The 14528-nt window shown below is 34.4% G+C and carries 12 protein-coding genes and 1 pseudogene; 12 read left to right on the forward strand and 1 reads right to left on the reverse strand.

From position 1 onward, the window contains the following. Window positions 1-504: 504 nt before the first annotated feature. The 7 genes from LN736_RS12095 to LN736_RS12125 are packed head-to-tail and all read left to right on the forward strand — an operon-like array spanning window position 505 to window position 6404. Window positions 505-1047 carry a 2-oxoacid:acceptor oxidoreductase family protein gene (locus tag LN736_RS12095; RefSeq protein ID WP_229981612.1) on the forward strand — a complete coding sequence of 181 codons (543 nt, stop codon included), beginning with the start codon at window positions 505-507 and terminating at the stop codon, window positions 1045-1047. 1 nt (window position 1048) lies between these two features. Beyond that, a complete protein-coding gene (locus LN736_RS12100) occupies window positions 1049-1354 on the forward strand; it encodes a 4Fe-4S binding protein (RefSeq protein WP_229981613.1) in 306 nt (101 codons plus the stop codon). After that, window positions 1347-2537 carry a transketolase C-terminal domain-containing protein gene (locus LN736_RS12105; RefSeq protein WP_229981614.1) on the forward strand — a complete coding sequence of 397 codons (1191 nt, stop codon included), beginning with the start codon at window positions 1347-1349 and terminating at the stop codon, window positions 2535-2537. Before LN736_RS12100 ends, LN736_RS12105 begins: the two co-directional genes overlap by 8 nt. Continuing rightward, window positions 2527-3417, forward strand: coding sequence for a thiamine pyrophosphate-dependent enzyme (locus LN736_RS12110; protein WP_229981615.1), 891 nt, complete (start codon window positions 2527-2529; stop codon window positions 3415-3417). Before LN736_RS12105 ends, LN736_RS12110 begins: the two co-directional genes overlap by 11 nt. Before the next feature lie 19 nt (window positions 3418-3436). Next, complete coding sequence (locus LN736_RS12115; protein ID WP_268253870.1) at window positions 3437-4906, forward strand: 4-hydroxyphenylacetate 3-hydroxylase family protein; 1470 nt, start codon at window positions 3437-3439, stop codon at window positions 4904-4906. Beyond that, window positions 4875-5189, forward strand: a complete 315-nt coding sequence (locus tag LN736_RS12120) for a hypothetical protein (protein WP_229981616.1) — start codon at window positions 4875-4877, stop codon at window positions 5187-5189. The genes LN736_RS12115 and LN736_RS12120 overlap by 32 nt, the downstream gene beginning before the upstream one ends. Window positions 5190-5246: 57 nt before the next feature. After that, window positions 5247-6404 (forward strand): pyridoxal phosphate-dependent aminotransferase, encoded by a 1158-nt coding sequence (locus tag LN736_RS12125; RefSeq protein ID WP_229981617.1) that lies wholly within the window; start codon window positions 5247-5249, stop codon window positions 6402-6404. A gap of 93 nt (window positions 6405-6497) precedes the next feature. On the opposite strand, the pseudogene metG reads toward LN736_RS12125, so the two are convergent. Further along, window positions 6498-8066 (reverse strand): annotated as a pseudogene (gene metG, locus LN736_RS12130) (methionine--tRNA ligase); the annotation flags it as partial. A gap of 283 nt (window positions 8067-8349) precedes the next feature. Between metG and LN736_RS12135 the strand changes: the two are divergent. The 5 genes from LN736_RS12135 (at window position 8350) to LN736_RS12155 (ending at window position 14477) form a co-directional block, all read left to right on the forward strand. Then, on the forward strand, window positions 8350-8718 hold the full coding sequence (locus LN736_RS12135; protein WP_229981618.1) for an ArsR/SmtB family transcription factor: 369 nt from the start codon (window positions 8350-8352) through the stop codon (window positions 8716-8718). Window positions 8719-8750: 32 nt separating this feature from the next. After that, entirely contained in the window at window positions 8751-10877 is a 2127-nt protein-coding gene (locus tag LN736_RS12140; protein ID WP_268253872.1) for a heavy metal translocating P-type ATPase, read from the forward strand. A gap of 408 nt (window positions 10878-11285) precedes the next feature. Further along, window positions 11286-11831, forward strand: coding sequence for an SDR family NAD(P)-dependent oxidoreductase (locus tag LN736_RS12145; RefSeq protein WP_326839086.1), 546 nt, complete (start codon window positions 11286-11288; stop codon window positions 11829-11831). 89 nt (window positions 11832-11920) lie between these two features. Continuing rightward, window positions 11921-12688, forward strand: a complete 768-nt coding sequence (locus LN736_RS12150) for an EFR1 family ferrodoxin (protein WP_179977799.1) — start codon at window positions 11921-11923, stop codon at window positions 12686-12688. A 271-nt stretch (window positions 12689-12959) separates the two neighbouring features. Further along, on the forward strand, window positions 12960-14477 hold the full coding sequence (locus tag LN736_RS12155; RefSeq protein WP_407647162.1) for a B12-binding domain-containing radical SAM protein: 1518 nt from the start codon (window positions 12960-12962) through the stop codon (window positions 14475-14477). Window positions 14478-14528: the final 51 nt, after the last annotated feature.

The following is a 14528-nucleotide window of genomic DNA, read 5'->3' on the forward strand; positions in this document are numbered from 1 at the left end:
CGGATTTGGATATAACCTGCTGGCAGGAGCTAATATTGCCGGATTTGTAAAAGTGGCAGATGCAATGTATGCACAGGGAATATACTAATTATTAAACCAGGAACTGTTGAGAAATATAGAAGTTACCTATAGTGATTTTTTGAATTACTAGGGACGTATCTAGATTTTATACAATATAAGCATAGATAGTTATCATATTAGTGATAGATATCTATGCTTATTTTTTTTATGATAGGTTCGATTGCTCAACATACATGAATTTAGGAAAATACCCGTTACGTAAATTTAAATTCTGTACTGTTTTAATGAAATTTTGTAAACTTAAACTAATTTGTTAGTACGCTTTTAGAAATATTAGATAAAAACGTAAAAAGGTATAGAAAAAATACGGGATTTATGTTATTATGGAATTATAAATTCTGTATAATGGAATTAATATAAACGTTATGTCTTATTTATAGAGAATGTCTTTTAATATGCATAACACGAGGAAGGAGATATTTTATGATTGAAATTCGTTGGCATGGAAGAGGAGGACAAGGAGCATTTACTGCTGCAAGACTGCTGGGACATGCTGTATCAATTCATGATGGCAAATATGCTCAGGCATTTCCATCTTTTGGACCTGAAAGAAGAGGGGCTCCTGTTCTAGCTTTTACAAGAATTAGCGATAGTAAAATTTTTGATCGAAGCCAGGTTGAGGAATGTGACTATGTAGTGGTTTTAGATGAAACATTATATGGTTCATCAGTTATAAAAGGTTTAAAAAACGGCGGGATCTTAGTTGTGAACTCTAAAAAGGATGCTCTGGAATTTGCCGGGCATGGATTTAAGGTGGTAACTATTGATGCTACTGAATTGTCTTTGGAAATTTTAAAGAGGCCTATTACAAATGTTCCTATGTTAGGTGCACTATTGGCAGCATCTGGACTTACAAGTTTGGAGGCTGCATATGATTCTATCGACTCTCAGCTGTCGCCAGCTATAAGAGAAAAGAATAAAAAGGTACTGCTTAAAGCATATGATTCTGTAAAGGAGGAAGTATAAATTGAATAAACCAAAAGTGGAACCGTTTAATCCGCCTAAAAAAATAGGCGAATATCCATTAGGGCCTTCATCCTATTCTGGGCACTTAACGGAAGTAAGTTCTGGAATGAGAACTTTTCGAGCTGTAATAGATACTGATAAATGTGTAAAATGCCTGAGATGTTTTATGCTTTGCCCTGATGGTGCAATAGATAAATCAGGTGATGTTTTAGAAATTGATTATGACTACTGCAAAGGCTGTGGTATCTGTGCAAAAGTATGTAAATTTAATGCAGTAAGTATGAAGGAGGAGGGAGAATATGAGTAATAAAAAGTTTATATCTGGTGATGAAGCAGTTGCCCTTGGAGTTAAGCTGGCTAAACCACAGGTTATTTCAGCTTACCCAATTACACCACAGACAATTGTTGTTGAAAGATTATCCGATTATGTAGAAGATGGATCTTTGAACGCACAGTATTTATATGTTGAATCAGAGCACAGTGCAATGTCATCATGTATAGGAGCAAGTTCAGTTGGTGCTAGAACTTTTACAGCTACATCTTCCCAGGGACTTCTCTATATGTGTGAGTGTCTTCATTATGCCAGTGGCTCTCGTTTGCCAATTGTAATGATGAATGCTAATAGATCTACGGCAACGCCATGGAGTATATATGGAGATCAGAGGGATTCCCTTTCCCAGCTTGAGTCTGGGTGGATTCAATTTTATGTTGAGGATTCACAGGAAGCTTTAGATACAATTATTCAGGCATACCGTATAGCAGAAGATCCTGAAGTAATGACTCCAGTTATGGTGAATCTTGATGGATTTGTACTAACTCATACTTATGAACTGGTTCAAGTTCCAGAACAGTCTGATGTAGATAGTTTTATACCTTATCAAGATTATGATAATAGAATGGATCTTGAAGATCCTAAGAGTACATGTTTTACAGCAGGGCCAAACTGGAATATGGAATTCCGTTATCAACAAAATTATGCAATTTTAAATTCTATTGGAAAGATAAAATCTGTTGACAGCGAATTTAAGAAAAAATTTGGCCGTTCCTATGGTGGAGTAGTTGAAAGCTACAGATGTGAGAATGCAGATGCTATTCTGGTTACTTTGGGAAGTGTAACGGGAACTGCAAGAATTGTGGTGGATGAGATGAATAGGAATGGACAAAAGGTTGGGTTACTTAAATTGCGATGTGTCAGACCATTCCCCAAAAAGGAAGTGGCCGATATATTACGCAATGCGAAGGCAGTAGGGGTGCTTGAAAAGGATATAAGTTTTGGTTATGAAGGAGCAGTTTTCTCAGATGTGAATTCATCATTAACTATTCTTGATAAAGTGCCTAAAACTTATAATTTTATTGGGGGACTTGGAGGACGTGACATTTCGAAAGGTGACATCAAGGAGATATTTGAAAAGCTTCTCCAAAAGGATAATAAAAATGAAATAAATAATGTAGAATTTATAAAGTTGAGGTGTGAAAGTTATGACCGTTAATGCAAAGAGTTTAACTAATGAAGAATATTTTTATGGACATAAAGCCTGCGGCGGTTGTGGGGCAAGTTTGGCGATACGATTGGCCTTAAAGGTTTTTGGTAGAAGAACTTTTGCTGCAGTACCACCTAACTGTATGTCAACTGTTGGTTTTATATATCCTCATTTCCCATTCTTTTGTAATGCTATAATTCCACCCTTTGCGGGGACGGGATCGGTTATGTCAGGAATATTAGCTGGTGCTAAAGCCCTTGGTCTTAAAGATTACTATGTAATAGGGTTTGCTGGAGATGGTGGGACAGCAGATATAGGATTACAGTCCTTATCAGGAGTTGTTGACCGCAGGGAAAGGATAACTTACATTTGCTATGATAATGAAGCATATATGAATACGGGTGTTCAAAAAAGTGGGCTTACTCCTTACGGAACCAAAACTACAAACACTCCTGCAGGTAAGAATATTCACGGTTGTATGAGTACAAAGAAAAATATGTTCGAAATAATGGCAGCTCATGATATTGCATATGCTGCAACAGCAAGTCTGGGATATCCGGAGGATCTTTTAAATAAACTGGAGAAAGCAAAGAACTGTCCTGAAACTTCATTTATCCATATTTTCACTCCATGCCCAACAGGCTGGGGAGCTCCATCTGATCTGACAATTGATTTAGCTAAAGATGCTGTTGACTGTGGTTTGTGGTTTCTAGCAGAATATGAAAATGGAGAATTTACTGTTAATAAAAATCCTGGAGAATTTACTTCAATAAAAGATTATTTAAAAAAGCAGGGACGTTTTTCACATTTAACTGAAAAAGATATAGAAATTATTACAAAACAGCGTGATGCGAAATGGCAAAAAATTAAAGCAAATTGGATAAAGTAGTTAAAAAGGGGTGATTGAGATGATGACGGGACAAGAATATAAAGACAGTTTAAGAAAACGTAATATTAAAGTTTACGTTAAAGGAAAACTATTAAACAGTAATGAGGTAATTGACCATCCGTTTATACGTGGACATGTTAATGCAGCAGCATTAACTTATGATCTTGCAGATGATCCAATGTATGAAGATTTAATGACGGCAACTTCGCATTTAACTGGTAAAAAGATTAACCGTTTTACTCACATTCATCAAAGTGTAGATGATTTAATTAAAAAAGTAAAAATGTTGAGAATGATTTCTCAGAAAACGGGTACCTGCTATCAAAGATGTGTTGGCTTTGATGCTATGAATGCGACGTATTCTGTGACTTATGAAATGGATAAAAAATTGGAAACTAATTATCATGAACGTTTCAAGGAGTTTCTTCTTTATGTGCAAGAAAATGATATAATGGTTGCAGGTGCAATGACAGATCCTAAAGGAGATCGTAGCCTACGTCCATCACAGCAGGCAGATCCAGATCTTTTTGTTCATGTTGTAAGTAAGAATGATAAAGGTATAATAATTAGAGGGGCTAAAGCACATATGACAGGTATGGTCAATTCTCATGAAATGTTAATAATGCCCACTATGGGAATGAAAAAGGAAGATAAGGATTATGCAATATGTTGTGCAGTGCCGGTAGATGCGCCAGGTATCATTCATATTTTTGGTAGGCAGACAAATGATGACAGGAAATGTGAAGGTGATATAGATCAGGGTAATGCAAAGTATGGCATTGTTGGTGGTGAATGCCTCACAGTGCTTGAGAATGTTTTTGTTCCTTGGAATAGAGTATTTATGTGTGGAGAAACTGAATTCGCAGGTGTCTTAGTGGAGAGATTTGCTTGCTATCACCGTCAAAATTATGGAGGTTGTAAGGGCGGAGTATCTGACGTTGTAATAGGTGCATCAGCAGTTATGGCTGATTATAGTGGCTATAGCAAGGCAGGGCATATTAAGGATAAAATTAATGAAATGATTCATATGGCTGAGACACTTTATGCATGTTCAATAGCTTGCTCAGCTGAAGGAAAGCCCACTGCTTCTGGTGCATATTTTGTAGATCCTTTACTTGCAAATGTTAGTAAGCATAATGTAACAAAGCTGATATACGATATTGACAGAATTGCTCAAGATATAGCAGGGGGTATTGTAGCTACAATGCCATCTGAGTCTGATCTTGATAATCCTGAGATTGGTAAATATATAAGAAAATATCTTAAGGGAATATCTTCTGTTCCTACAGAAGACCGTATGAGAATTGCCAGGCTAATAGAGAATATGACTGGAGGAACAGCATTAGTGGAAAGTATGCATGGTGCAGGTTCACCACAGGCTCAAAAGGTTATGTATTCTAGATTATCTAATTTGGAACATAAGAAGCAATGTGCATTGAAAATTGCGGGAATTAGGATTGAGAAAAAAGAAGAAAAAGAAATTGATTAAGAAAGTAGGGGTAAAATTTTGTGGTAATTGTAATCCGCATATAAATACAGCTTTTTTGTTAGAGCAGTTAAAAAGTGCTGCAGAAGATATAAAATTTGTCTGTTGGGAGAAAGGCGGATACGACATTTTGCTTTTACTAAATAGCTGTCCTGTAGGATGTGTTACCCCTCCGGAGTTTAAAGGATCTTTGGTAGTTGTTACCAGTGATTCAGTAAATTATTTACCTATAGCATTTGAGAAAATAATGAGTGAAATATTACGGGCTTTACGGGAAAATTTCTAGCTATGTTGCTGTATTTTGAAATATCAAAAAAACTATGTTTTAGAAGGAGGTCTTTATATGAAACATTTATCTGAATTAGCCATAAATTATCCTGCATCAGGAATTAGAAAAATGTTTGATTTAGCTGAACAATATGATGATGTGATAAAACTTACTCTTGGGGAACCAAATTTCGATACCCCTATCAACATTAAAGAGGCGGCTAAAAAGGCTATCGATGATGGCTATACTCATTATTGTCCAAATGCAGGTATGGATGAATTACGTCGAGCAGTAGCTGATTATTATAAAAAATATTCAAAGGAATATACTTTTGAAAATGTAATAATAACGGTAGGTGGACTAGAGGCACTAACATTGAGTTTATTTGCTACTATAAATTCCGGGGATGAAGTTATAGTTCCAGATCCCGGTTTCCCAAATTATGTAGGACAAGTAATGATAGCTGGAGGAAAGCCTGTACCTGTTCCGATTTATGAAGAAAATGATTTTAAAATAAAACCTGAAGACATTGAAAAGGCAATAACGTCAAAAACAAAAGCAATTGTGCTTAATTCTCCCAGTAATCCTCTTGGCTCAGTATTGGATAAATCAGATATAGAAGCAATAGCTAAAATCGTGGAAAAATATGATTTATTAGTGTATTCTGATGAAGTATATGACAAAATTGTTTATGATAGTTATAAAAATTTCAGTATGGCTGAAATTCCAGAAGTTCGTAATAAAGTTATTGTAATTAACAGCTTCTCTAAATCATATGCAATGACAGGTTGGAGGCTTGGGTATATAGTTGCAGATAAAAATATAATATCAAATATGCCTAAATTGCAAGAAGGAATGGTCTCATGTGTACCAACATTTATACAAAAAGCAGGAATAGAAGCCTTAAATGGATCACAAATTGCAGTGAAAAAAATGATTGAAGATTATGCACGCCGTCGTGATATTTTAATAGATGGATTAAATAATATTCCAGGCATAACTTGTAAAAAATCTCCTGGCAGTTTTTATGCCTTTCCTAATATAAAATCCTTTGGTAAAACTTCGCAGGAATTTGCGGAGGAACTTGTAAGAGGAGCTAAAGTAGTAGTAGTTCCAGGTTCTGCATTCGGTGAAATGGGAGAAGGCTATTTACGTCTGGTATTTGCTAATTCAGATAAAAATTTGCAAGAAGCAGTAGCAAGGATCGATGAATATATTAGAAAAACTTATTAATTAAGAAAATATTGATTTAATAAATAAGGCATTACAGTAGGTTCATCTACTTAATGCCCTATTTCTACTATGTCAAATTAAATAATTTTATGATTGCATTTCCTTTAATTTATTTAATTCTTTTATCTTTTTATCAACGTCAATTCTTGGAAATAGTAAACTACCTTTATTTATTTTTGCTCCTACCTTTGTTCCGTGAAAAGATGACACACTTTCCCAGCTAATCAATTTTAAATTTAATTCATTATTTATTTTCTTGCTCGTTTCAGGTAAAAATGATGAAATACAAACTGACACTATTCTTAATGTTTCAACTAAATTATACAATACTGTACCTAATCTTTTTTTCTTAGCTTCATCCTTTGCCAGAATCCACGGAGTAGTTTCATCTATATATTTATTTGCTCTGGAAATTAGATCCCATGTTTTGTCTAAAGCCTCTGATATTTTAAGCTCATTAATGCTTTTTTCTATTCTCTTTGGAGTTTCGATAGCCATATTTATAAGTCCATAATCAATATCTTCCATTTCACTAGGTTCAGGAATAGTTGAGCTAAAATATCTTTCAATCATGGATGAGGTTCTAGATACTAAATTTCCTAAATCATTTGCAAGGTCAGAATTAATTTTTTTAATAAATATTTCATTATTGAACAGGCCATCAGAACCAAAAGGTATTTCTCTTAACAAAAAGTATCTAACGGCATCAGCACCGAAATGATTGACTAAAACTACGGGATCCACAACATTTCCTTTTGATTTTGACATTTTGCCTCCGTCAACTAAAAGCCATCCATGCCCAAATATTTGCTTGGGGAGGGGAAGATCCAATGCCATCAATATAATTGGCCAATATATGGTGTGAAATCTCAAAATATCTTTGCCAACGATATGTACATCTGCAGGCCAATATTTTTTATAGAGATTATCATTATTGGTTGCATAACCTAATGCAGAAAGATAATTAGCCAATGCATCTATCCATACATATATGACATGTTTTTCGTCAAATGTTACTGGAATTCCCCAGTTGAATGAAGTTCTTGATACACATAAATCCTGCAAACCAGGTCTTAAGAAATTATTTAACATTTCGTTTTTTCTTATTTCAGGTTGAATAAATTTGGGATGACTTTCTATATAATTTATTAATTTTGGAGCATATTTAGACATCTTAAAGAAATATGCTTCTTCCTGGGCCATTTCAACAGGTCTTCCGCAGTCAGGACATTTTCCATCAATCAACTGAGTTTCTGTCCAAAACGACTCGCAAGGGGTACAATATAAGCCTTTATAATAACTCTTGTATATATCTCCCTGATCATATAGTTGTTTGAAAATTTTTTGAACTGTAGTAATGTGATAATCATCCGTAGTTCTTATGAATTTGTCATAGCTAACATTCATTATTTTCCATAAATCTTGTATGCTTTTGACTATTACATCTACATATTCTTTTGGTGTAACTCCTTTTTCTTCAGCTAGCCTTTGAATTTTCTGACCATGTTCATCTGTTCCGGTTAAAAACATTACGTCGTATCCTGTTAACCTTTTAAATCTAGCAAGTGCATCTGCTGCAATAGTAGTATATGTATTTCCTATATGTAGCTTTGCTGATGGATAATAAATTGGTGTGGTAACGTAATAAGTTTTGCTTTTCATTTTCATGCCCTCCTCTATAAATTTTTTTAATATACTTACTTATTTTTAGGCTTTCTTAATTTTGTATGAATAAATATGTATATTTAATAGCATGTTTTCAAATTATAAAAAACTGTAATTTAAATTAAAATTTATAATTATATTATAGAATATAAAATGGAATTGTCAATTCCATTTTATTATATTTTAACAAATCGAAGATATTATTGACTATCCAAAATATTTAAATTATAATACATATAAATACATAATTATATGTTCATATATAGGAGGAAAATAAACTATGAATTATGATAATGAAAATATTGAAGTTTGCGATGTAAAAATTATACATGATAATGTAGTTAACATGGTTAAAAAGAAAATTACAAATGATACTTCAATATTTAATATGGCAGAATTTTTTAAAGTATTAGGTGACCCTACAAGGCTAAAAATAATTAATGCGCTGATATTATCTGAAATGTGCGTATGCGATATCTCTGCTGTATTGAATATGAGTCAGCCTGCAATATCCCATCATCTTAAGATATTGAGACAGTCAAAATTAATTAGATATAGACGGGATGGAAAAATTGTGTACTATTCACTGGACGATGAACATATCAAGCCAATATTTAATCAATGTTTAGCTCATGTTAATGAAAAATAAGCAAAAAATTTTTAGAAAGAAGGCAGACTTTTATGAATTCTGTGATTAAAAAAGAATTTTTGCTTCAAGGTTTGAATTGTGTAATTTGTGCAGGAAAAATTGAAAATAAAATTAAAAAGATAAAAGGTATAAAGTCAGCTTCAATAAATTTCATATCAAAAAAATTAGTTCTAGAAATCGAAGATGAAGAAACTAAAATTATAAATCAAGTAACTAAAATAGTAAAAGATATAGAGCCAGAAATTAGGGTTATTGAGTCTTATTCTACAAAAAAAGGTATTGAAAATGAAAATAATAATGATGACGATGAAGATCGTAAAAGAGTAATAATAAAACTTGTGATTGGTGGTACTTTATTTGTAGTAGGAATGATTTTTGAGCTCCCAAATTGGCTTGAACTGACTATATTCTTAATAAGCTATATTATAGTTGGAAGAAATGTTGTTTTACAGGCAGCAAAGGAGATATCTAAAGGCAGGGTATTTACTGAACATTTTCTTATGAGTGTTGCTACAGTTGGTGCTTTCTGTGTTGGACAGTATCCGGAAGGCGTAGCTGTTATGCTGTTCTATATGTTAGGTGAATTGCTTGAGGATATGGCTGTAGACCGTTCCAGAAAATCAGTCAGTGAGTTAATGAATATAAGACCTGATTATGCAAATCTTAAAGTTGGCGGTAAATTGAAAAAAGTATTACCTGAGGAGATAGGTGTAGGAGAGATAATTGTTGTAAAACCAGGAGAAAAAATTCCTCTTGATGGTAAGGTCATAGAAGGAATTTCAATGGTTAATACGTCTGCGTTAACAGGTGAATCAGTTCCATTTGAATTGGAACCTGGTAAAGATGCTTTAAGTGGATTTATCAATGAGAATGGTGTCCTAACAGTTGAAGTGTCAAAAAAATATGAGGAATCTACTATAGCAAAGATTCTTGATTTGGTTCAGAATGCCAGCAGCAAAAAAGCTCCTACTGAAAAGTTTATAACAAAATTTGCGCGTTACTATACTCCAATTGTTGTATTTGGCGCTTTAGCACTTGCAATAATACCACCTTTGGTTATTCCGGGAGCAACCTTCTCTGATTATATTTATAGAGCTTTAATATTTTTAGTGGTATCCTGTCCTTGTGCATTAATAATTTCAATTCCGTTGGGATTTGTCAGTGGTATGGGGGGAGCTTCAAAAAGAGGAATATTAGTAAAAGGTGGTAACTACCTCCAAGCATTGAATAATGTTGAAGCAGTTGTTTTTGATAAGACAGGTACATTAACTAAGGGTATATTCAAGGTTACAGGAACAAATCCACAAAATGATTATTCAAGTGAAGAGTTAATAGAAAGTGCAGCATATGCAGAAAGTTATTCAAATCATCCTATTGCTCTCTCAATTGTAAGTGCTTATAATAAAGAAATTGATAAAAACCGAATTGAAAATTATCAGGAGATTGCTGGGCAGGGCATCAAAGTTAATATAAACAATAGAGAAATTCTGATTGGCAATACTAAGTTTATGGCAAACCAGAATATTAAATATAATGATGTTGATACCATAGATACTGTAGTTCATGTTGCAATAAATAGAAAATATGCAGGTAATATAGTAATTGCTGATGAGGTTAAGGAAGATTCACTAAATGCAATTAAAGATCTTAAATCTCTTGGCGTTAAAAAAGAGATAATGCTTACTGGAGATTTAAAAGCTGTTGGCAATAAAATTGGAAGGCAATTAGGTCTGGATAAAGTTTATTCAGAGTTGTTACCAGCTGATAAAGTAGATAAGATTGAATCTTTAGAGATGAAAAAATCTCCTAAAGGAAAGATTGTATTTGTTGGAGATGGAATAAATGATGCACCAGTACTTGCAGGAGCAGATATAGGTATTGCAATGGGTGGGCTTGGATCAGATGCTGCCATTGAAGCTGCAGATATTGTGATCATGACTGATGAGCCATCTAAGGTAGCATCTGCAATAAGAATTGCAAGAAGAACTCAGGGTATAGTATATCAAAATGTAGTATTTGCATTAGGGATCAAAGCAATATTTCTCGTATTAGGTGCATTGGGAATAGCTTCAATGTGGGAAGCTGTATTTGGAGATATGGGAGTTGCGTTGATTGCAATCTTTAACTCAATAAGAGCAATAAATACAAAAAACTTATAGAAGATTTTATCGAAGGCTTTCGTCGAGAGCAGCTCAAACATAGTACCAGAAAAGGTGTCTAAGGTTTGTTTTGCTCCTTTCGTTACTTTTTTCGTAATATCATATTTCATAAATATACCTTTTTGCAGATTTCATGATTTTGTCTAAATTTGGGCAAAAGCGTATTTTTGATTCTTGATAATATTTGTATCTTAGTCTACAATGAAGTACAAAAGCTTGCAATTGTCTATTATTTTTCAATTGAAAATTATTCACAAGTTTATATGCAGCCTGACCTTGCGGGAGAAATCCTGAAGGTACGAGAAAACGGATCGAAAACTTTCATGTACCATACAGGATGCTATCGGTTACGCGACCGAGGAGTTGTGAAGAGCTTCAAACTAGAAAATTTTACAATGTATTGGTAAAATTCTTGAAGAAAATAATCCAGATATCAAACTGCTCATCAGCAATTCCGGTGTTGTCACACGCGGCAATTTTGATGAAGCAGATCTAAAAAGCCAAATAGCTATGTGTGATCTAAATGTTAAAGGCTCTACAGCAGTAACCCATCTTTGCCTGCCCTATATGAAAAAGGGCAGCATCATTCTGGAAACTTGTTCAACTTCAGCATTTGCACCAAATCCGCATTTAAATGTCTATAGTGCAACAAAAGCTTATTTAATGAACTTTTGCACAGGTTTACGACAGGAATTGAAGCCGCGCGGTATCAATGTTTGTGCAGTTCACCCAGGCTGGATGAACACTGAAATGAATGTTGGCGCAAGAAACACAAGTCATACTGGTGTCTCTAATTTTTTACCGGAAGTGAATGTTAAAAAACTTGCGTCGAAATCGCTGGCAGCAGCAAAGAAGGGAAAGGCTTCCTATACGCAAGGTGCTTTTTATGAATTTTACCACTTACTGGCGAAAGTTCTGCCTCATACCCTAATCGTGAAATTTTCAGCAATGTAATTATCATTGAATAGCTGCAGATATGGTTTCCCTGATTGAATAATTTCATCATTTTGGTGCTATATTAAGGAAATAAGGAGGGTAAGAATATGATCTTTTATTTTTCAGCAACGGGAAACTGCAAATATGTCGCTTTGAAAATTGCGGCAGAAACGAAGGAGGAACCCGTTGCAATCACTGATTGTGTAAAAAAACAGGAATTCATATTTGAGGTAAAGGATAAAGAAAGAATCGGTTTTATAACACCCACCTATTTCTGGGGCTTGCCTTCCATTGTATGTGAGTTCCTTAAAAAACTGGAATTGCGTATGCTGAATTTGCACCATCCCTACATCTATCATGTTGCAACATTCGGAACCACAACCGGACAGACCGGTCATATGGTCGATGGGTTTCTGAGAAAAAAAGGATTGTCCTTAGACGGAAAATTTAGTGTGCAGATGCCTGATACGTGGACTCCTATCTTTGATCTTACTGATAGAGAGAAAATAGAGAAAATCAATTATGAAGCCGAGAAGCAGATTGCGGATGCGACCCAAAAGATCAAACAGAATGTTATTGGAGATTTCAGCCGTCGAAAGATGCCTATGGTCGCAGTTAAATTATTTTACCCGCAATATGAGAAGCAGCGTCAGACAAAATATTTTTCAGTTGAGCATAGCTGTATCGGGTGTGGGCTATGTGCGAAAAAATGCCCGGTTACGGCTATTGAAATGAAGGAGGGAAGGCCGGTATGGGTCAAGGAAAAGTGTACCCTTTGTCTTGGGTGCTTACACCGCTGCCCAAAGTTTGCGATCCAATATGGAAACAAAACTAAAAATCACGGTCAGTATGTTAATCCAAATGTAAAGATGTAAGGTGGGATTAATACTGGCATTTTCAAAATATACTATGATATCAATAGATTTTGTTTGCTTTGAGATAGTCTGGTACAATTAGGCCAAAACTTAATTAAGTTGAATATTGCATGGTTCTAAACAGAAAAGTATAATAAATATATGTATATAAGTAAATAACAGATCAATAAATAATTTACTAGCATAAAATGGTAAAATGATGAAACATTTTTTAAAATGTGTGTAATAGTTATTGATGCTGGCTTGGTCTGCTATCTAGTGAGAAGAGAATATGTCCATAATATTTAGCGAAAGACAGGTGATATTTATGAAGATACTATTGGCTTATCCGAAGTCGCCGGAAACATTCTGGGGTTTCAATCATGCACTTAAATTTATATCCAAAAAAGCAGCGTTTCCCCCCCTGGGACTGATAACTGTTGCTGCAATGCTTCCTGCTGCCTGGGATAAGAAACTAATTGATATGAATGTCAAAACGATCAAGGACGATGATATTAAATGGGCGGATTTTGTTTTTATAAGTGCAATGGTTATACAAAAGCAATCCGCAAGGGAGTTAATAAGCAGATGCAAAAAACTTGGAGTTAAAACTGTAGCAGGTGGACCTCTTTTTACCAGCGAATATCAGGATTTTGATGATGTTGATCATTTAGTATTAGGTGAAGGAGAATTGACTATTCCAGAATTTCTTCGTGATCTGGATAACAATTGCCCGAAGCATATATATACAACTAATGAATGGGCTGATCTGACACAAACTCCAGCTCCGCTGTGGAATCTTATTGATATGAGTAATTATTCAACTTTAAACATCCAATACTCACGAGGATGTCCGTTTAATTGTGAATTCTGTAATATCACAACACTTTTCGGACGAATTCCAAGAACTAAACCGGTTAGACATCTTATCAGTGAGCTTGATGCCATATATGAAATGGGATGGAAAGGTTCAATTTTCTTTGTTGATGATAATTTCATAGGCAATCGCAAAAAGCTTAAGGAGGAAGTTTTACCAGCTCTTATAGAATGGCTGGAGCAAAGGGATTATCCATTCAGTTTTTTTACGGAAGTCTCTATAAATCTGTCTGATGACGACGAACTTATGAACTTAATGGTTAGAGCTGGATTTAAAACAGTTTTCATAGGAATAGAAACAGTCAGTGAAGAAAGCCTGACTGAATGCAACAAACTTCAGAATAAAAACCGCAATCTGGAGGAATGCGTGAAAAAAATACAGCGTAACGGTCTTCAGGTACAGGGAGGATTTATTATAGGCTTTGATAGCGACAACAAGACTATATTTAAAAAAATGATCAGGTTTATTCAGGACACAGGTATTGTAACAGCTATGGTAGGTTTATTGAATGCACCAAGAGGAACATTACTTTACAAAAGGCTGAAAAAAGAAGGAAGAATTGAAGAAGGATTTTCTGGCAACAACACAAGCTTATCAATTAATTTTAAGCCCACAATGAATCTCAAAGAATTAATTAGTGGTTACAAGTATGTTGTCAGTACGCTATACTCACCAAAACATTATTACGAACGTGTTACTAATTTTCTAAATGAATTTCGTCCAAGTAACTTTGGCAAGCGGCACATTGGCTTAAGCGAGATAGAGGCATTTCTTAAAGCAAATGTTTACCTTGGTTTATTTGGAAAAGAAAGGAAATATTACTGGAAGCTGTTTTTTGGATGCATGTTCAAGCGGCCCAAAGTATTCGACTTGGCAATTACCTTTGCTATTTATGGATATCATTTTAGGAAGATATTTGAAGAGTATACATAATTTAAAATTATAAAAACAGAATTTAATTTATATGTGGAAAAGTATTTGAAT

The organism is Clostridium aromativorans (assembly GCF_020908015.1).
Taxonomy (GTDB): domain Bacteria; phylum Bacillota; class Clostridia; order Clostridiales; family Clostridiaceae; genus Clostridium_B; species Clostridium_B aromativorans.

Excerpts from the sequence above, each read along its gene's own strand:
- LN736_RS12135 (WP_229981618.1), top strand. The coding sequence starts at position 8,350 with ATGAATTATGATAATGAAAATATTGAAGTTTGCGATGTAAAAATTATA.
- LN736_RS12140 (WP_268253872.1), top strand. The coding sequence starts at position 8,751 with ATGAATTCTGTGATTAAAAAAGAATTTTTGCTTCAAGGTTTGAATTGT.
- LN736_RS12155 (WP_407647162.1), top strand. The coding sequence starts at position 12,960 with ATGTCCATAATATTTAGCGAAAGACAGGTGATATTTATGAAGATACTA.
- LN736_RS12095 (WP_229981612.1), top strand. The coding sequence starts at position 505 with ATGATTGAAATTCGTTGGCATGGAAGAGGAGGACAAGGAGCATTTACT.
- LN736_RS12110 (WP_229981615.1), top strand. The coding sequence starts at position 2,527 with ATGACCGTTAATGCAAAGAGTTTAACTAATGAAGAATATTTTTATGGA.
- LN736_RS12150 (WP_179977799.1), top strand. The coding sequence starts at position 11,921 with ATGATCTTTTATTTTTCAGCAACGGGAAACTGCAAATATGTCGCTTTG.
- LN736_RS12105 (WP_229981614.1), top strand. The coding sequence starts at position 1,347 with ATGAGTAATAAAAAGTTTATATCTGGTGATGAAGCAGTTGCCCTTGGA.
- LN736_RS12125 (WP_229981617.1), top strand. The coding sequence starts at position 5,247 with ATGAAACATTTATCTGAATTAGCCATAAATTATCCTGCATCAGGAATT.
- LN736_RS12115 (WP_268253870.1), top strand. The coding sequence starts at position 3,437 with ATGATGACGGGACAAGAATATAAAGACAGTTTAAGAAAACGTAATATT.